This window comes from Mesorhizobium sp. M1348 (genome assembly GCF_040317925.1).
GTDB lineage: Bacteria > Pseudomonadota > Alphaproteobacteria > Rhizobiales > Rhizobiaceae > Mesorhizobium.
Window position 1 is genome coordinate 51368 of record NZ_JAMYLH010000003.1, and the last position, 18346, is coordinate 69713.

Sequence of the window (18346 nt, forward strand, 5' to 3'; positions counted from 1 at the left end):
GTCAAGCAGCCAATTTCTCGTCGAGGCGACCGGTTTCGACGGCGTCGTCCTTGCGGAATACCGCCAGCAGCGAAACACCGAAGGGCAGGCTTGCATTTGGTATGATGCGGCCTTCCGCCGAAAACACTGCCTTCATCGCCGCATTCAGTGGTTTCGGCGGCGTTGCATGGCCGGCTGGCAAGGCCGACGTGCGCAACCTGTCCACCAGCCGTGCCAGTGCCGCTACAGGAAAGAGTGCGGCATTTGTGTAGCTCAGCCGGTCGATCCTGAAGCCAGCCCTTTCAATTCGTTCACGCAGCAGATTGCGCGAATAGCGCCGCATATGATGCAGCCCCACATCATGCGTGCTCCACAACCATTGGTGTGCGGGCACCGTGAGGACGACGCTGCCGCCCGGTTTCAGCATTTGGCGGATCGCGGCAAGCGATGCCTCGTCTTCGGCGACATGTTCCAGCACGTCGAACAGGCAAACCAGGTCGCAGCTTTGCGGCGCGACAGGAATGTTGTCCGGCAGATATCCGGCAAGGAAGTCACGGCCGGTCTTTTCCCAGGCAATCCTGCGCGCGAGATCGCTCATCTCGACTGCCGTCACGGCGCCGAACTGCTCCAGCATCCTGATGTTGCCGCCGGTGCCGGCGCCGATCTCGACGATGCGCGCCTTTTCGGGCAGGTCGATGCTGCGAATGACCGCCTCTGCGATGGCGCGACGCCCGCAGAACCACCAATGCTCGTCTTCGGTGGCGGCCATCTGTCGGTAGGCGTCGAGCTCCATCAGCTCATTCCCTCATATTTGCGGCGCACAATGTAGATCGGACGCTGCTTGATCTCGGCGTAGACCCTGCCGAGGTACTGTCCGATGATGCCGATGCCGAGTAACTGGATGCCGCCAAGGAAAAGAACACTGACCAGCAGCGAGGCGTAGCCGGGAACATCAACGCCAAAGATCATTGTCTTGGCGACGATCAGCAGGCCGTAGAGGAACGACAGTGCGGAAATCGTTGCGCCGACATAGGTCCAGATTTCAAGCGGAGCGGTGGAGAAGCTGGTAATGCCTTCGAGCGCGAAGTTCCACAGCTTCCAGCCGGAGAATTTCGACTGGCCGGCGATGCGCTGATCGCGGACATATTCGATGCTTGCGGTGCGGAACCCGACCCAGGCGAACAGGCCCTTCATGAAACGACGGCGTTCGGGCAAAGACCGCAGCGCCTGGATGACCTGACGGTCGATCAAACGGAAGTCACCGACATCGTGCGGGATCTTCTGCTGCGCGATCCAGTTGTGAACGCGGTAGAACATCGAGGCGGAGCGCTGCTTGAGAAAGCTGTCGCTCGACCGGTTGGCTCGCTTGGCAAGAACAACCTCGAAACCCTCGCGCCACTTTTCCACAAGCAGCGGAATGACATGCGGCGGATCCTGCATATCGACATCCATCGGAATCGCTGCATCGGCATCGCAGCTGTCGAGACCCGCGGTCATCGCAGCTTCCTTGCCGAAATTGCGCGAAAGGTCGATTACGTGGATGCGTGGATCGGTTTGTTGAGCTTCGATCAGCTTTTCGAGCGTCGTATCGCTGCTGCCGTCGTTGACGAAGATGAACTCGAGGGCAACGCCTTTGTCCTTCAGCGGAGCAGTGCTTTCACACACGGCCTTCAGGAATGGAGCAATTGCGCCTTCCTCATTGTGGACCGGCACGATCAGGGCAATCGTTGCGGCGCCGCTGCCCGGATGTGCCGCGCGGCCAGCTGCCGGCCGATCAATATTTAGGAATGGCGCATTCATTGTTTGCCGAGCCCGCAGATCAAGCCCGACAATAGGAAGACTGGGTTAAGATGACTTTAAGGAATGCCTCAGGATTTCAAAGTTTTCGGAGCGCCACTTCCTCGACCAGATGGTTGGCGCCCTTGCGCAGGATGAGATCGGCTCGGGCGCGGGTCGGCAATATATTCTCGCGCAAATTCTTCAGATTGATGTTGGTCCACAGGCCCTCGGCGATGGCGCGGGCCGCATCCTCGGAAAGTTGCGAATAGCGATGGAAGAAGGAAGCCGGGTCGCGGAAGGCGGTTTCGCGCAGCCGCATGAAGCGGGCGATATACCAGTGATGGATCAGCGCCTCCTCGGCATCGATATAGATGGCGAAGTCGAAGAAATCCGACAGGAAAGGCACGATCTTGCCGTCCTTCGGCAACTTGCCCGGCTGCAGGACATTGATGCCTTCGAAAATCAGGATGTCCGGCCGGTCGATGGTCTGGAACTCGCCCGGAATGACGTCATAGGTCAGGTGCGAATAGACTGGCGCGAGGACGTTACGCTGCGCCGATTTGATGCCGGACAGGAAGCGCAGCAGCGCGCCGACGTCGTAGCTGTCGGGAAAGCCCTTGCGCTCCATCAGATTGTTGCGGCGCAGTACTTCGTTCGGCAGCAGGAAACCGTCGGTGGTGACCAGGTCGACCTTGGGACTCGACGGCCAGCGCGCCAGCAGCTCCTCTAGGACGCGCGCCGTGGTCGATTTGCCGACCGCCACGGAACCGGCAATGCCGATGATGAACGGTGTCTTGGCCACGTCCAGCGCGTTGAAGAAGACCTGGCGTTGCCTGAACAAGAGTTGACTGGCTTCGACATGAGCCGACAACAGCCGCGACATCGAAAGGTAAATGCGCTCGACCTCGTGGAGATCGACCGGATCGTTCAGCGACCGCAGACGATGGATCTCGTCTGCGGTCAGCGTCATCGGCGTATCGGCGCGGAACCGCGACCATTGCTCGGCCGAGAAGAAACGATAGGGTGAATACTTCTCGGTAGGAGCGAGCTGGTCCATCGAGTTCCTCCGCAGCGATCAGCCCCGGTCCAGCCGAGACGCCTTTTCGGCGATGCCCGAACGACCGGTGCGGCGTTCAAGCTCGTTGAGCACATCGCTCAGCGGAATGCCCGCTACGCCAAGAACGACAAGCCAATGATAAATGAGATCGGCGCTTTCCGAAACAAGCGCGGCCCTATCGGCGCTGACGGCTGCGATCACCGTTTCGACCGCCTCTTCGCCGAGTTTCTGCGCTGCCTTGCTCATGCCGCGCTGAAAGAGCTTGGCCGTCCACGAATCCGGATCGCCGGAGCGTGCGCGTTCGCCAATGATCTTCTCCAGATCGGAGAGTGAGAACTCAGTCATGACGGCGTTTACAGCCTCTTCTTAGCCGGAAAGGCTCTAGGACCGATTACCCGGCGAGTCCAGCCGCATCGGCAGTCCGGCCTGAGCCATATGCAGCTTGGCCTCGGCGATGCTGTAGGTGCCGAAATGGAAGATCGACGCCGCCAGCACCGCGCCGGCATGGCCATCGCGAATGCCTTCGACCAGGTGGTCGAGCGTGCCGACGCCGCCGGAAGCGATAACCGGCACGCGTACGGCATCGGCGACCGCGCGGGTTAGGGCTATGTCGTAGCCGGCCTTGGTGCCGTCGCGGTCCATCGATGTCAGCAGGATCTCGCCGGCGCCGAGATCGACCACTTGCCGAGCGAACTCGACGGCATCGATGCCGGTCTTCTCGCGGCCGCCATGGGTGAATATCTCCCAGCGACCGGCCTCGCCCGCAGCGGACACTTTCTTGGCATCGATAGCGACGACGATGCACTGGTTGCCGAATTTGTCGGCTGCTTCGGCGACAAAATTGGGGGTCTTCACCGCCGCCGTGTTGATCGACACCTTGTCGGCGCCGGCCAGAAGCAGCTTCCTGATGTCGGCGACCTGACGGACGCCACCGCCAACGGTCAGCGGCATGAAACATTGTTCGGCGGTGCGGGCGATGACATCGAAAATGGTCTCGCGGTTTTCCGACGAGGCGGTGATGTCGAGAAAGCAGAGCTCGTCGGCGCCGGCCGCGTCATAGGCTTTTGCCGCTTCGACGGGATCGCCGGCATCGACCAGGTCGACGAAATTGACGCCCTTGACGACGCGGCCGTTCTTGACGTCGAGACAGGGGATGACGCGGGCTTTCAGCATCAGATCCTCTCGATCTCCGCAAGAAAATCGACAAGCAGCTGGCCGACGACGGGCGGAACCTCGGCCTGGGAATCAAAGGCCGGGTCGTAGGCCGAGAGCGTCACGCCGACGATCGGGATTGACCTGGCCAGTCCGCAGGCAAGCTGCCGTAGCTGTTCCGGGCTCGGGCCGCCCGGATGCGCGTAGCGGTTCACCTGCAACACATCCGGATCTAGAACATCCAGGTCCAGATGCAGATGTGCCTGGACGGCCCCTGCCGCTGTGAGCTTTCCGACTCTATCGAGTGCACCGGCACATTCGGTGCGCACGATCGGCAAAGTTTCCAGCAGGCGCTTTTCGTCGGGATCGAGGTCGCGGGCATCGACCAGCATACAGCGCGCCGGGTCTATCGGCCGGAACCCCGGAATCGCTGCCGCCATCGGACGCCAGCAGAGCCCGAGCGTCGCCGCCAGCGCCATGCCGTCGAGAAAGCCGTAGGCCGACGTCTCCGGCGTGTTGAGATCGCCATGCTGGTCGATCCAGATGATCGAATCCGCAACTTCACCGGCGACCGCACCGGCGGCGGTCAGGCAATTTCCAGCAAGGATAATGGGGAAGCGTTCTCCATCGCGGGCGAGGCTAACCTTAGTCGCGACAGCGTTGCAGACGGCGAAGCCGGTTGCAATTTCGCGCTCCTGCTCGTCTCCCACCTTGCCGATATCTTCGACGGCGACGTCATGGCCAGCCACGGTCAGGGCTTCGACCAGCCCACCGCCGACAATGGCGTCCGGCCCCTGGCCGCACCCTTCGTGATAGTGCCCGCTGTCATAGGGGGCGAGGATAATCGAGACCTTCACGTTTCACACCCCTGCCATCGGCTTGCCGCGCAGGATCGCCAGTGCCTCGGCCGGATCGATGCGGCCGTCGTAGAGCGCGCGGCCGGAGATCGCGCCTTCGAGCTTCTGCGCATCGGGCATGGTCATGCGCACGATGTCGGCGATCGAGGCGAGCCCGCCCGAGGCGATGACCGGGATCGAAACCGCCTCGGCGAGGTCGATGGTTGCGTCCCAGTTGATGCCTGCCAGCACACCGTCGCGATCGATGTCGGTGTAGATGATGGCAGCAACGCCGGCGCCTTCGAATTTCCTCGCCAGTTCGATGACGCCGAGGCTCGATGCCTCGGCCCAGCCTTCGACCGCGACCTTGCCGCCCTTGGCGTCGATGCCGACGGCGATCTTGCCCGGGAACGCCTTGCACGCCTGCCTGACCAGATCCGGATCGCGCACCGCCACGGTGCCAAGAATGACGCGGGCCAGCCCACGGTCGAGCCAGTCCTCGATTTGCGCCAGAGTGCGGATGCCGCCGCCGAGCTGCACCGGATTGTTCGTCGCCTTGAGGATGGCGCCGACCGCCGCGCTGTTGACGCTCTGGCCCTTGAAGGCGCCGTTGAGGTCGACGACGTGCAGCCATTCGAAGCCCTGCTCTTCGAAGGCGCGCGCCTGAGCCGCGGGATCGTCATTGTAGATCGTCGCCGTCGCCATGTCGCCATGCCGGAGGCGCACGCATTTGCCGTCCTTGAGGTCTATCGCCGGAAACAGAAACACCTTCAGGCGCCTTCGACGATGACAAAGTGGCCGGTCGAGCCGGCGAGCCTGTACTTCAAGGCCTCCTGGTATTCAGGCGAGCCGTAGCATTCCATCGCCTTTTCATAGGATTCGAATTCCACCAGCACGTGGCGATTGCCTGTCGGCCCTTCCGGGCTGGTATACCGCCCGGCGCGCACCGGGAACTTCGCGCCGTATTTCGCGAAAGCCGCGGCATTGGCCTCGATGTACTGCTTGTAGATCTCAGGATCGTGGACATCGACCATCGCCATCCAATAGCCCTTCTTGCTCATGGTTCAGGGCCTCCAGCCTAGGAAATTGGTGATCAGCGCCAGGCCCAGCGCCTGGCTCTTCTCGGGGTGGAATTGCGTTCCGGCTAGGTTGTCGCGGGCGACAGCGGCCGTTACCGGGCCGCCATAGTCGGCAACCGCCAGCACCTCATCCTCCTTCCGTGCGTCCAGATGGTAGGAGTGGACGAAATAGGCGTGCAGTCCCTTGCCGCCCGTCGCAATGCCGGAAAACAGCGGATGCTTGCGCTTCAGGTCAATCGTGTTCCAACCGATCTGCGGGATCTTCAGTGTCGGATCGGCCGGCGTGATCTCCTTGACGTCGCCTGCGATCCAGCCAAAGCCCTTTGTGACGGTCTTTTCCAGGCCTCGCTCCGACATCAGCTGCATGCCGACGCAGATGCCGAGGAACGGCCGAGCCTTGGCGATCGCCACATCCTCCACCGCTTCCCACATGCCGGCGACCGCACGCAGTCCAGCGGCGCAATCGGCATAGGCACCGACGCCCGGCAGGACGATGCGGTCGGCGGTCCTGACCCGCTCGGCATCGGCGGTGAGTTCGATCGCGGCGGCAATGCCGGCTTCATGCGCGGCACGCTCGAAGGCCTTGGTGGCCGAGCGCAGATTGCCCGACCCGTAGTCGATGATCGCGACCCTCATCTCAGGGCTTTCCCGGAATATGGTTCAGCCCCAGCGCCATGCCCATCTGCGCCGGCCGGGCAAGTGCTGCGTCCGGAACGATGCGTTGCACCGGCGGTTGTTCATCCGACTGGGCTTCGGCTTCCAATGCATAGCGGACGTCGGCGTCGTCGAGCCTGTCGGCCTCGACCACGCCCCATTCATGCCAGCCGCGACGGCGCAGGGCTGCGATCCGCAAGCCCTGCCCTTCCAGTCCGATAAAGAGCATGACAAGCAGGGATAAAAGCGAGCCGGTTGTTTCGAGGCCCAGCCTTTCGCCCAGCATCGAGAGCAGGCCCATGGCGACAAAGGCCAATGCCGCCTCGACCCACAGCCGGTGCCACGCCAGCCACAGCGGCGGCACCAGGAAGCCGAGCCAGGCAAAGCCGTCACGGATAAAGGTAGTGTCCACGCTTTCGCTGCGGCCTGGCGGCTCCATCACGATATAGATGGCCATGACGCTATCCTTTCAGGGATCCCTTGGTGGAGGGAACCGCATCCGGCTGGCGCGGGTCGCGCTCAAGTGCCGAACGCAACGCACGCGCCACGGCCTTGAAGCAGGTCTCGGCGATGTGGTGGTTGTTGGCGCCGTAATGATTGGTGACATGCAGCGTGATGCCGGCATTCTGCGCCAGCGCGTGGAAGAATTCGCGCACCAGCTCGGTGTCGAACGTACCGATCTTCGGCGACGAGAATGAAACATTCCAGACCAGAAAAGGCCGGCCGGAGACATCGATTGCCGCCCGCGTCAGCGTTTCGTCCATGGCGAGATCGATCGAGGCGTAGCGCATGATGCCGCGCCGCTCGCCCAATGCCTTGGCCAGCGCCTGGCCGAGCGCGATGCCCGTATCCTCGACCGTGTGGTGGTCGTCTATGTGCAGGTCGCCCTTGGCCTTCACGGTCATGTCGATCAGCGAATGGCGCGACAACTGGTCCAGCATATGGTCGAAGAAGCCGACGCCCGTCGAAATGTCGGATTTGCCCGAGCCGTCGACCTGAACCGACACGGAGATGTCGGTTTCCTTGGTCTTGCGGCTTATCTCGGCGGAACGGGGCGCCATGACCTCATCCTTGTCTCAGATTTGCATGATTCAGGCGTTCACATGCCTGAAAACGAAAGCCTTCTAGCAGCATGGTCCGGCGATTGCCAGTTACCGCTGCGGAGCACAGTCCGGCCCGGCGGATGGTCGGTTTGCAATCGTCCGGCCTATGCATACATATGGCCGATCAAGTCACTCGTAACGCGCCGATCGCCTTGATGGGATCGGTGCTTATCGGAGCGGAAAATGTCGAATGAACTGACCATGCATGCCACGACCATCCTGACCGTGCGCAAGGGCGGCAAAGTGGTGATCGCCGGCGACGGCCAGGTCAGCCTCGGCCAGACCATCATGAAAGGCAACGCCAAGAAGGTGCGCCGCATCGGCAAGGGCGGCAACGTCATCGCTGGTTTCGCCGGCGCCACCGCCGACGCCTTCACTCTGCTCGAGCGGCTCGAAGCCAAGCTCGAACAATATCCCGACCAGCTGACACGCGCCTGCGTGGAGCTCGCCAAGGACTGGCGCACCGACCGCTATTTGCGGCGGCTGGAAGCGATGATGCTGGTGGCCGACAAGTCGGTGTCGTTGGCACTGACCGGCACCGGCGACGTGCTGGAGCCCGAATTTGGCGTCATGGCCATCGGCTCGGGCGGCAATTACGCGCTGGCAGCGGCACGCGCCTTGATGGATAGCGACAAGGGCGCAGAGGAGATCGCCCGCAAGGCGATGCAGATCGCATCAGACATTTGCGTCTACACCAACAACAGCTTCGTCGTCGAAACCCTCGATGCCGCCTGAGCGGAGCCTCCGCTATGGTTTTCGGCCTGTGACCCAGAGGGACCTGCCGATGATCGCCGGCTGGCTTGCCGAGCCGCATGTCGCCGAATGGTGGAACGATCCAGAGACCGAGATCGCGGAGATCCGCGAACATATCGACAGCATTTCGGTCGAGCCGCTGATTGTCGAGCTCGACGGCAAACCCATCGGCTATCTGCAGAGCTACGATCCACATCTGGAGGATGGCCATCCCTATAGCGACCAGCCGTTCGGCACGCTCGGCATCGATCTGTCGATCGGCGTGCCGGAGCTTGTCGGGATCGGCCACGGCTCGGCGATCGTCCGGCAGTTCGTCGAGCAGCTTTTCGAGGAAGGGGCGCCGCGCGTCATCATCGATCCGGACCCAGCCAATGCACGGGCTATCCGAGCCTATGAAAAGGCCGGTTTCAGGGCTATCGATCGCAGGAAGTCGGAATATGGCGATGCCGTGCTGATGGCGATTGATGCCCCAGAGGGTGACGCCGAACAGGGTGATGCCGAACAGGGTGACACAGAAGAGGGGCAATAGCAGCATGAGCGTTTCCAGCGACAAAACCGTCTCGGCCTACGAAGACAGCTGGCGAATGGGGCTTCTGCTGGTTCTCGGCCTGGTCATCTTCCAGGCCGGGGTCCTCTACGGCATGGGGCGGACGCCGATTTGTACCTGCGGCTACGTCAAGCTGTGGCACGGCATCGTGCAGAGCTCCGAGAATTCCCAGCATATTTCCGACTGGTACAGCTTCTCGCACATCATTCACGGCTTCCTGTTCTATGCGCTGGCGTGGTTTCTTTTCCCGCGCTCGCCGATCGGGCTCAGGCTGGCCTTTGCGGTGGTGATAGAGGGCGGCTGGGAGCTGCTCGAGAACAGCCCTTTCATCATCGATCGCTATCGCGCCGGCACGATCTCGCTCGACTATTATGGCGACAGCATCATCAATTCGGTGTCGGACACGCTGGCAATGGTGCTGGGGTTTGTCATGGCGCGAAGGCTTCCTATATGGGTGATCGTAACCCTCGCCCTCATCTTCGAATTCGGTGTCGGCTATCTCATCCGGGACAATCTGACACTCAACGTGATCATGCTGCTGCATCCGTTCGAGTCCATTCGGCAGTGGCAAAGTGGAATTTAGTGACATGAGCACCTTCTCTCCCCGCGAAATCGTTTCGGAACTCGACCGCTTCATCATCGGCCAGAAAGACGCCAAGCGTGCCGTGGCGATTGCCTTGCGCAACCGCTGGCGCCGCCAGCAGCTCGAGGGCCAGATGCGCGAAGAGGTGATGCCGAAGAACATCCTGATGATCGGCCCGACCGGTGTCGGCAAGACCGAGATATCGCGCCGCCTGGCACGCCTTGCCGGTGCGCCTTTCGTCAAGGTCGAAGCCACCAAGTTTACGGAGGTCGGCTATGTCGGCCGCGATGTCGAGCAGATCATCCGCGATCTGGTCGAGATCGCCATCGGGCTGGTGCGCGAGAAGATGCGCGAGGACGTCAAGGCGCGAGCCCACATCAACGCCGAGGAACGGGTGCTCGAAGCCCTCGTCGGCAAGACGGCAAGCCCGGCCACCCGCGACAGTTTCCGCAAGAAGCTGCGCGACGGCGAGCTCGACAACAAGGAGATCGAGATCGAAGTGGCCGATACCGGCAATGGCGGCATGCCCGGCTTCGAGATCCCCGGCATGCCGGGCGCCAATATCGGCGTGCTCAATATCAACGACATGCTGTCGAAGGCGATGGGTGGCAAGAAGACCAAGTTGCGCAAGACGACGGTCAAGGAGTCCTACGGGCTGTTGATCGGCGACGAGTCCGACAAGCTGCTCGATCAGGACGAAGTGGTGCGCAGGGCACTCGAATCGACCGAGAACGACGGCATCGTCTTTCTTGACGAGATCGACAAAATCGCCTCGCGCGAAGGCGGCATCGGTGCCGGCGTTTCGCGTGAAGGCGTGCAGCGCGACCTGCTGCCGCTGGTCGAAGGCACCACGGTTGCGACCAAATACGGACCGGTGAAGACCGACCACATCCTGTTCATCGCCTCGGGCGCGTTCCACGTCGCCAAGCCCTCCGACCTGCTGCCGGAATTGCAGGGCCGCCTGCCGATCCGCGTCGAGCTGCGGGCGCTGGAGAAGGACGATTTCGTCCGCATCCTCACAGAGACCGAAGCCAGCCTGATCAAGCAGTATATCGCGCTGATGAAGACCGAAGGCGTCGACTTGGTCTTCACCGACGACGCGATCGATTCGTTGGCCGGCATCGCCGTGGACCTCAACGCAAGCGTCGAGAACATTGGCGCCAGGCGGCTGCAGACGGTGATGGAACGGGTGCTTGACGACATCTCCTATGACGCGCCGGACCGTAACGGCACCTCGGTGACCATCGATGCCGCCTATGTCGAGAAGCACGTCGGCGACCTCTCCAGAAACACGGACTTGTCGCGTTTCATCCTGTAGGAGACGCTTCATTCTCGAAGAGGCCGGGGAATTGCTCCCGGTCTCCGCCTAATTCGGCCCGGCATTCCCGATGTGTGGCCAAATGGAAGCATCCGGCAAGCTTTCGTCCCGTCCGGTGCAGGCGTCTCTCGACTCCCGGTGGAGCATTACCTAGTTTGCCGGCGATTATTTGGGCGGCGGCGCATGAAAAAACTGATCCTCGTCATTTTGGGGCTGACGCTGGCGGCAGCCATGTTCGCCGCGCAAGCGGCAACGATGGTGCCGCCGGGCAACCGCAACACCGAGCAACCCGACATACCGGGCGCATCGAGCCGGCGCACCCAGGCGACCAACACCACGTTCCAGGCGAAATACCGAAAAGTCTTTGCGCTGCTCCAGAACGATGCCGAACTGCGCGGCAAGATCAAGCAGGCAGCCGCGGCCTATGGCATCGACCCAATGCATATCGTTGGAGCCGTCGTCGGCGAGCATACTTATAATGTCGATGCCTATGACCGGCTGCAGACCTATTACGTGAAGGCGATCTCGTACCTGTCGAGCAAGCTCTCCTTTGCCTATGATGGCGAGGACATCACCGATTTCGTGCAACGGCCGCAATTTGCGAAATGCGCAGGGAAGTCCGACAGCTACGATCTGTGGGAGTGCCGCGAACAGGTGTGGAACCGGTCGTTCCGCGGCAAAACCGTCAACGGCGAGAGCTTTCCCAACGACCGCTTCGGCGCCACTTTCTTCCAGCCTTATTATGCCGGCCAGACCTTTGGCCTTGGCCAGCTCAATCCGCTGACGGCACTGCAGATGAGCGACCTCGTGCACAAGGTTTCCGGCCTGCCGGAGCTCGACGTCGGCGACCCGAACGCGGTCTACAAGACAATCATGGACCCTGACCTGACACTGCCTTATGTCGCGGCGACGATCAGGAAGTCGATCGACGCCTATGAAAGCATTGCCGGCTTCGACATCTCAGGCAATCCCGGCATCACGTCGACGCTCTACAATGTCGGCAACCCCGAACAGCGTGCCTATGCGCTGAAGGCCGAGAACGACAAGCGCCGCGCTGCGGGCGAGCCGGAAAAGCTGCCGGAGGAAAATTACTATGGCTGGCTGGTCAACGACAAGCTGCCGGAGCTGAAGGCGCTGTTTTAGCCGAACGCGTTCGGCCAACTATCCACGCGGCGGATCAAGCCGCCAGCAGCGACTTTAACTTCACGGTCTGCGAGCCCAGCGCTTCCGGCGCCGGCTTTGCCTGCTTTGCAATCAGCATCTCGGCCAGCCTTACGTCGCGCGCGATCGCGTTGCCGGGGCCAATGCCGCTTGCCGCAACCAGCCTGCCGTCCTCGGCGAGGTGGAACAGGATGAAGGCGCCGGCGCCGAGATCGCGGCGCACAATGCTGCGGCCTTCGTCCGACAGGCCGGCGATCTGCAAGGTCAGGCCGTACTGATCCGACCAGAACCACGGCACCGCCGCATGGGCCTCGCCGGCGCCAAGCATGTTTTTTGCGGCGAGCGCGCCCTGCTCCTGCGCATTGCGCCAAGCTTCGAGCCGCACGCGCCGGCCACCATAGAAGGCGAGCGGAAACGAGCAGCAATCGCCGGCGGCAAAGATGTCCGGGTCGCTGGTGCGAAGCTCGGCGTCGACGGCGATACCATTGTCGATCGTCAGCCCTGCTTCCGCGGCAAGTCCGGTCACCGGCACGGCGCCGATGCCGATCACGGCAAGATCGGCGACAATGTCGTGTCCACCGGCAAGCGTGATGCGCACTTCGGCGCCGTCATCGGCAATGGCGGCGATGCCCTCGCCGCACAGGATTTTGACGCCTTCGGCTTCATGCGCCTGATGGATGATCTCGGCGATCTCGGCCGGCACGCCGCGCATCAGAATGCGCGGCTGCGCCTCGATAACTGTGACCGCCGCACCCAGTCTGCGTGCCGCCACGGCAAGCTCAAGCCCGATGAAGCCGCCGCCAATGATGGCGATGCGATTTCCGGCGCTGAGATGGGCGCGAATGGCCAGCGCGTCGTTGAAGGTCCGGAGGTAGACGCAGCGCCCGCCAAGGCCCGGCATCGGCAGCTTGCGCGGCACCGAACCGGTCGCCAGCAGGAGCTTCTCGTAGGCCAGGACGGAACCGTCCGAGAGGCGCACGACATGCGCCGCGCGGTCGATCGCCACCGCCTGGACCGAATGGATATGCCTGATCGATCTTCCGGCCAGGACCGCCTCGCTGGCGATCGCCTTGAGCAGGGGCGAGTCGGCGACCATCGCGTCTTTCGACAGCGGTGGCCGCTCATAGGGCAGATGCGGCTCGTCGCCGACCAGCGTCACCGGGCCATCATAGCCGAGCTCGCGCAGCGCAAGGGCGGCGCGCCCGCCGCATTCGCCGGCGCCGATGATGACCATTCCCTTCGTCATCATCAACCGATCCGGACAAGGACTTTGCCGGCGTCGACTTTGACCGGATAGGTTCTTAGATCGACGCAGACCGGCGCGCCCCTGGCAGCCCCAGTCTTGTAATTGAAGCGGCCATTATGCTTCGGGCATTCGATGATATCGTCCATCACCAGCCCGTCCGCCAGATGCACCTTCTCATGCGTGCAAAGCCCGTCGGTGGCGAAATACTCGTCGTCGGGGCTGCGGTAGACGGCGAAGGTGCGGCCGCCATGGTCGAAGCGCATCACGTCCTCTTCGTCGATGTCCCCGGCGTCACAGGCCTCGACCCAGTCGCTCATTTACGCCTCCCCCAATTCTTGGCGCCCTCGGCATGGGCTTGTCATTCGGCAGCCACAGCAGCGGCAGCGTTATCCCTGTGGAAGTCCTCGCGATAGGGCCTCGCCGTCGGCGGCAGTTCGCGCTTGATGAAATAATCCTCATTGCGCAGCTGGCGCAGGAAAGCCGGTATCATCTCGCGGTAGCCGGCCAGGATGGACGGCGTCGGCGCCGGCAGATCGTGCTTGATCAGTTCATGCAGCCTGGGCAGCGCATGATAGGGCACCATGGGAAACATGTGATGTTCGACGTGGTAGTTCATGTTCCAGTAGATGAAGCGGCTTATCGGGTTCATGTAGACGGTGCGGCTGTTGAGCCGGTGATCGGTGACGTTTTCGGCCAGGCCGCCATGCTGCAGCAGGCCGACCATGACATGATGCCAGGCACCGTAAAGCCTGGGCAGACCGACCAGCATCAGCGGCAGGAACGAGCCCGTGTAGAGCGCCAGCGCAATGGTCGCGGCATAGATTGTCGTCCAGATGCGGGCAATGCGGATTGCCTTCGGCTGCTCCTGGTCGGGAATGAATGTTCCTTCGGCCGGGCTGATGATGCCGGCTGCATTGCGCAGCATGTCGCTCATCGCATGCCAGGCATCGAGAATACCGACGAAGTTGAGAACGACGCGCAGCAGATCGGGCGGCCGCATGACCGAGACCTCCGGATCGCGGCCGACGATGATGGTATCAGTGTGATGGCGCGTGTGGCTCCAGCGCCAGGTCACCGGGTTGCGCATGATCATGAAGCAGGCGACCTGATAGACCACGTCGTTCATCCACTGCGTCCTGAAAGCGGTGCCGTGGCCGCATTCGTGCCAGCGTGAATCGGTGGAGGAACCGTAGAGGACGCCGTAGACGAAGAAGAACGGCACACACCACCAACTGCCCCAGAACCAGACGGCGCCGGCGCCGCTCAGGACTAAGGCGCCGAGCCAGATGATGGTATCGCGGATTGCCGGGCCGTCGGAGCGCTGCATCAGCTCCTTCATCTGCTTGCGCGGCACGTCGGTGTGATACCACTCGGCCGCCGCCAGCCCGCTCTCGACGGCGAGCTTCGCGTCGCGGCCGATCAGGCTGTAGTCGCGTCGGGACGCTGCTGCGGAGCTCGTATTCCCGGTTCGGAGTCCAATATCCACCATGGCGGAGGCCTCGATCATATTCGGTCAGCGTTCAAAATAACGCCGAGCCCTGATAGGCTCAATATCACAAAGATAGTTTCTATCATTTTCCATCAGAATGGTGTAAAAGGAGCCGGACAGTAGAGCGAGGCAGCGATGGCGAAACGGCCGACGATCACCGACCTGGCACGCATTTCGGGGGTCAGCGTTGCCACCGTCGACCGGGTGCTGAACAACCGCTTGCCAGTGCGCGAGGAAACCGCACGCCGCGTCTATGAAGCGGCGACCAGCATCGGCTATCACGCAGCCGGATTGATCAAGCAGCGGATGCGCCATGAATTGCCCGAATACCGGCTCGGGTTCCTGCTGTTGAGGCGGGAGGACGTCTTCTACAGTGAATTTGCCCGCGAGCTTGAACTGGCGGTATCGCAGTCGCCGCGCTTTCGCGGCGTGGCCACCATCGACTTCGCCGCTTCGCTGGCGCCGGACGAGATCGTCGAGCGGATGCGCAAGCTGGCCGCCAAATCCAGGGCCGTCGCCCTGGTTGGGCCTGATCACCCGACGCTGACGGTCGCCGTCGAGGCTCTCAAAGCCAATGGTGTACCGGTGTTCTCCCTGCTTTCCGACTTTGCGTCCGGTATTCGCGAGGGCTATGTCGGCCTCGACAATCGCAAGGTTGGCCGCACCGCTGCCTGGATGATCTCGAAGGCCGCGAAGAGACCTGGCAAGGTCGCCCTCTTCGTCGGCAGCCATCGCTTCCACGGCCATGAGCTTCGCGAGATCGGTTTTCGCTCCTTTTTTCGCGAGCAGGCGCCGGAATTCACTCTCCTCGAGACGTTGGTCAATCTGGAAGCGAACCAGATCACGCATGATGCAATGATCGAGCTTCTGGCCCGCCACCCCGATCTCGCCGGTTGCTATGTCGCCGGTGGCGGCATGGAAGGCGCGATCTCGGCGCTGAGGGAGGCAAAGCCGGCTGAGATGCCGGCGGTCGTCTGCAACGAGATCACGCCCGACTCCCGCGCGGCGCTGGCAGATAATTTCCTGACGATGGTGATCTCGACGCCACTGGCGGCGCTTTGCCGCGAGCTTGTCGGGCTGATGGCGCACGCCATCGAGACCGGCGCTGCGAATGCGCCGGGTCAGACCTTTCTGCCCTTCGACATTTATCTGCCGGAAAACATCTGACGTCGCGGTCATTGGCGGCACACATGATGTAATCTATCAGAACGCTTTCAGGCCTGGCTTGCCTGAGCGTTCGTCTAAAAGCGCTCGAAATGCCGAAAATCCATTGCTCTTGGCGAAATCTCGCTTGACGCCCACGCGAAATGGAATAAATATTTCACCAACTGAGCATTTTGGTTCTTTCGTTCCGGAAGATCTGTTTCAGGCAAATGCCTTCCGGAACTGAAAATGGCAATCGGGAGAGAATTCCCTGCGAGATCGGGGATTCCGGGTAAATCGGTGCAGCCGGACACCAATGTGGAGGAGAAATAAAATGAAAAAACTGCTTTTGGGCGTCGCGTTCGCGGCGCTGATGAGTTCGTCCGCCTTTGCAGCCAAGATCGGCGTGTCGATGGCGTTGTTCGACGACAATTTTCTCACCGTGCTGCGCAACGGCATGATCGAGCAGGCCAAGGGCATGGACGGCGTCGAGCTGCAGGTGGAGGATGCGCAGAACGACGTCGCCAAGCAACTCGACCAGATCAAGAACTTCGCCGCCTCGGGCGTCGACGCCATCATCGTCAACCCGGTCGACACCTCGGCCACCCAGGCGATGTCGGACGCAGCCGCCGCTGCCAAGATTCCGCTGGTCTATGTCAATCGCGAGCCGGTCAACGTCGACACGCTGCCCGAAAACCAGGCCTTCGTTGCCTCGAACGAAGCCGATTCCGGGACGCTCGAGACCAAGGAGGTCTGCCGCCTGTTCAAGGAGGCCGGCAAGACTGAAGCCAATGTCTATGTGATCATGGGCGAGCTGTCGAACCAGGCAGCGGTGCAGCGCACCAAGGACATTGACGACGTGATCGCCACGCCGGAGTGCAGCTTCATCAAGATCATCGACAAGCAGACGTCGAACTGGAAGCGCGAAGAAGCGCAGAACCTGATGACCAACTGGCTGTCGACAGGCAAGCCGTTCGACGGCGTCATCGCCAACAATGACGAAAGCGCCATCGGCGCCATCCAGGCGATGAAGGCCGCCAACATCGACATGAAGTCGGTTGTCGTCGGCGGCGTCGACGCTACCCAGGATGCGCTTGCGGCGATGCAGGCGGGCGACCTCGATGCGACGGTGTTCCAGGACGCAGCCGGCCAGGGCGCCGGCGCGCTTGACGCAGCGCTCAAGCTGGCGAAGGGCGAGAAGGTCGAGCACAAGGTCTACATCCCGTTCCAGCTGGTCACGCCTGCGAATATCGACAAGTTCCTGAAGAAGAACTGAGGCGGACCTGTCCGATACGGAGCGGCGCGCCAAAGTAAGACAGCGCCGCTCCGCTTTTTCCCTCTCGGCCTGAACAGCGCCGAGTGGAGACCGTGGCTGACGGAGGAAGCACGATTGGCACAGACATCTCACGGCGTCGGCGGGCTCAGCTATGATGCGAAGCGGCGCGCATGGCCAGCCGAATTCAACGTCTTCCTGGCGCTCGTCATCCTCGTCGGCGCTTTCGAACTGATCGGCCGGGTTTTCCTGGGCGACAGCTTCCTGTTCAATACCCGCGACAATATCGATGCGATCTTCAACGAGGCGCGCCTGCAGATCATCATCCTGCAGGTGTCGATCGTCGGCATCATTGCCATCGGCGTGACGCAGGTAATCATTACCGGCGGCATCGACCTGTCCTCGGGTTCGATCGTCGGCGCCACGGCGATGATCGCCATGAGCTTCGCCCAGGTGGCGACGGTCAACGGCAACCCGAACCCCAAGGCAATGTTCATCGCCCAGGGCTGGACCGACCTGCCGGTGATCGTGCCGGTGCTGGTCGCGATCGGCTGCGGTCTGCTGGCCGGCCTGGTCAACGGTGCATTGATCGCCTACACGCGCATTCCGCCGTTCATCGCCACGCTCGGCATGATGGTCACCGCGCGCGGCATCGCCAAATGGTGGTCGAAGGGACAGCCGATCTCGTTTCCGACCGAGAGTTTCGCCTCCATCGGCAAGGGGCTGATGCCGGTCATCATTTTCATATCACTCGCGGTGCTGTTCCAGCTGATCCTGAGCTACACCAAATATGGCAAGCACTGCTATGCAATCGGCTCCAATGAGGACGCCGCGCGCATGTCCGGCATCAACATCGCCAACCACAAGATCCTCGTCTACGTCATTGCCGGCGTCCTCGCCGCGCTCGCCGCCGTGGTGCTGAGCTCGAAAAATCTCACCGCCCAGGCCGGCATGGGTGTGATGTACGAGCTCGACGCGATCGCCATGGCGGTTATCGGCGGCGTGTCGCTGTCGGGCGGTCGCGGCTCGATTATCGGGACGGTGATCGGCTCGCTGATCTTCGGCGTCATCATCTCCGGCTTCACCTTTCTGCGCCTCGACGCCTATTATCAGGAGATGGTCAAGGGCGTTATCATCGTCGGCGCAGTCGTACTCGACCAGTGGCGCCAACGCCTGCGGGCAATGAGGGCTTGA

At 62.0% G+C, this 18346-nt stretch carries 22 protein-coding genes; 8 read left to right on the forward strand and 14 right to left on the reverse strand.

Annotated features, from left to right (window positions below):
- Position 1: 1 nt before the first annotated feature.
- From NKH13_RS07225 to hisB, 11 genes are all read right to left on the reverse strand, one after another.
- Positions 2-772 (reverse strand): class I SAM-dependent methyltransferase, encoded by a 771-nt coding sequence (locus tag NKH13_RS07225; protein ID WP_352717195.1) that lies wholly within the window; start codon positions 770-772, stop codon positions 2-4.
- Positions 772-1779, reverse strand: a complete 1008-nt coding sequence (locus NKH13_RS07230; protein WP_352911711.1) for a glycosyltransferase family 2 protein — start codon at positions 1777-1779, stop codon at positions 772-774. Before NKH13_RS07230 ends, NKH13_RS07225 begins: the two co-directional genes overlap by 1 nt.
- 76 nt (positions 1780-1855) lie before the next feature.
- Positions 1856-2815 (reverse strand): type I pantothenate kinase, encoded by a 960-nt coding sequence (gene coaA, locus NKH13_RS07235; protein ID WP_352911713.1) that lies wholly within the window; start codon positions 2813-2815, stop codon positions 1856-1858.
- Positions 2816-2833: 18 nt separating this feature from the next.
- Entirely contained in the window at positions 2834-3160 is a 327-nt protein-coding gene (locus NKH13_RS07240; RefSeq protein ID WP_292660336.1) for a phosphoribosyl-ATP diphosphatase, read from the reverse strand.
- A 36-nt stretch (positions 3161-3196) separates the two neighbouring features.
- Positions 3197-3991, reverse strand: coding sequence for an imidazole glycerol phosphate synthase subunit HisF (hisF, locus tag NKH13_RS07245; protein ID WP_352912200.1), 795 nt, complete (start codon positions 3989-3991; stop codon positions 3197-3199).
- Entirely contained in the window at positions 3988-4824 is an 837-nt protein-coding gene (locus tag NKH13_RS07250; protein ID WP_352911716.1) for an arginase family protein, read from the reverse strand. The genes hisF and NKH13_RS07250 overlap by 4 nt, the downstream gene beginning before the upstream one ends.
- 3 nt (positions 4825-4827) lie before the next feature.
- A complete protein-coding gene (hisA, locus tag NKH13_RS07255; RefSeq protein ID WP_352911719.1) occupies positions 4828-5571 on the reverse strand; it encodes a 1-(5-phosphoribosyl)-5-[(5-phosphoribosylamino)methylideneamino]imidazole-4-carboxamide isomerase in 744 nt (247 codons plus the stop codon).
- A gap of 2 nt (positions 5572-5573) precedes the next feature.
- Complete coding sequence (locus NKH13_RS07260) at positions 5574-5864, reverse strand: DUF1330 domain-containing protein (protein ID WP_352717187.1); 291 nt, start codon at positions 5862-5864, stop codon at positions 5574-5576.
- A 3-nt stretch (positions 5865-5867) separates the two neighbouring features.
- On the reverse strand, positions 5868-6518 hold the full coding sequence (hisH, locus tag NKH13_RS07265; RefSeq protein ID WP_352717185.1) for an imidazole glycerol phosphate synthase subunit HisH: 651 nt from the start codon (positions 6516-6518) through the stop codon (positions 5868-5870).
- Position 6519: 1 nt separating this feature from the next.
- Positions 6520-6993 carry a DUF2628 domain-containing protein gene (locus tag NKH13_RS07270; protein WP_352911724.1) on the reverse strand — a complete coding sequence of 158 codons (474 nt, stop codon included), beginning with the start codon at positions 6991-6993 and terminating at the stop codon, positions 6520-6522.
- Between the two features lie 4 nt (positions 6994-6997).
- Positions 6998-7597 (reverse strand): imidazoleglycerol-phosphate dehydratase HisB, encoded by a 600-nt coding sequence (hisB, locus tag NKH13_RS07275; RefSeq protein WP_352717183.1) that lies wholly within the window; start codon positions 7595-7597, stop codon positions 6998-7000.
- 225 nt (positions 7598-7822) lie between these two features.
- Between hisB and hslV the strand changes: the two genes are divergently transcribed.
- From hslV to NKH13_RS07300, 5 genes are all read left to right on the forward strand, one after another.
- Positions 7823-8374 (forward strand): ATP-dependent protease subunit HslV, encoded by a 552-nt coding sequence (hslV, locus tag NKH13_RS07280; RefSeq protein WP_292660356.1) that lies wholly within the window; start codon positions 7823-7825, stop codon positions 8372-8374.
- Positions 8364-8921: a GNAT family N-acetyltransferase gene (locus NKH13_RS07285; protein WP_352911727.1), complete on the forward strand. Its 558-nt coding sequence runs from the start codon at positions 8364-8366 to the stop codon at positions 8919-8921. The genes hslV and NKH13_RS07285 overlap by 11 nt, the downstream gene beginning before the upstream one ends.
- A 4-nt stretch (positions 8922-8925) precedes the next feature.
- The gene (locus NKH13_RS07290) at positions 8926-9522 is read left to right on the forward strand and encodes a DUF2585 domain-containing protein (protein ID WP_254815925.1); all 597 of its coding nucleotides are present in this window, start codon (positions 8926-8928) and stop codon (positions 9520-9522) included.
- A 4-nt stretch (positions 9523-9526) separates the two neighbouring features.
- Positions 9527-10840 carry an ATP-dependent protease ATPase subunit HslU gene (gene hslU, locus NKH13_RS07295; protein ID WP_352464697.1) on the forward strand — a complete coding sequence of 438 codons (1314 nt, stop codon included), beginning with the start codon at positions 9527-9529 and terminating at the stop codon, positions 10838-10840.
- Positions 10841-11023: 183 nt separating this feature from the next.
- Positions 11024-11983, forward strand: a complete 960-nt coding sequence (locus NKH13_RS07300; protein WP_352717180.1) for a DUF1402 family protein — start codon at positions 11024-11026, stop codon at positions 11981-11983.
- A gap of 34 nt (positions 11984-12017) precedes the next feature.
- On the opposite strand, the gene NKH13_RS07305 is transcribed toward NKH13_RS07300, so the two are convergent.
- Genes NKH13_RS07305 through NKH13_RS07315 form a run of 3 tightly spaced genes read right to left on the reverse strand, consistent with a single transcriptional unit; the run spans position 12018 to position 14754 of the window.
- Positions 12018-13247, reverse strand: coding sequence for an NAD(P)/FAD-dependent oxidoreductase (locus tag NKH13_RS07305; RefSeq protein WP_352912202.1), 1230 nt, complete (start codon positions 13245-13247; stop codon positions 12018-12020).
- Between the two features lie 2 nt (positions 13248-13249).
- The gene (locus NKH13_RS07310) at positions 13250-13564 is read right to left on the reverse strand and encodes a MocE family 2Fe-2S type ferredoxin (protein ID WP_352464700.1); all 315 of its coding nucleotides are present in this window, start codon (positions 13562-13564) and stop codon (positions 13250-13252) included.
- 41 nt (positions 13565-13605) lie between these two features.
- Entirely contained in the window at positions 13606-14754 is a 1149-nt protein-coding gene (locus tag NKH13_RS07315; protein WP_502914558.1) for a fatty acid desaturase family protein, read from the reverse strand.
- Positions 14755-14871: 117 nt separating this feature from the next.
- Here NKH13_RS07315 and NKH13_RS07320 point away from each other — a divergent pair, with 117 nt between their 5' ends.
- The 3 genes from NKH13_RS07320 to NKH13_RS07330 all read left to right on the forward strand — a co-directional run bounded on the left by NKH13_RS07320 (position 14872) and on the right by NKH13_RS07330 (position 18346).
- The gene (locus NKH13_RS07320; protein ID WP_023677522.1) at positions 14872-15903 is read left to right on the forward strand and encodes a LacI family DNA-binding transcriptional regulator; all 1032 of its coding nucleotides are present in this window, start codon (positions 14872-14874) and stop codon (positions 15901-15903) included.
- 310 nt (positions 15904-16213) lie between these two features.
- Positions 16214-17155 (forward strand): sugar ABC transporter substrate-binding protein, encoded by a 942-nt coding sequence (locus NKH13_RS07325; RefSeq protein ID WP_352451673.1) that lies wholly within the window; start codon positions 16214-16216, stop codon positions 17153-17155.
- Positions 17156-17269: 114 nt separating this feature from the next.
- Positions 17270-18346, forward strand: coding sequence for an ABC transporter permease (locus NKH13_RS07330; protein WP_352911732.1), 1077 nt, complete (start codon positions 17270-17272; stop codon positions 18344-18346).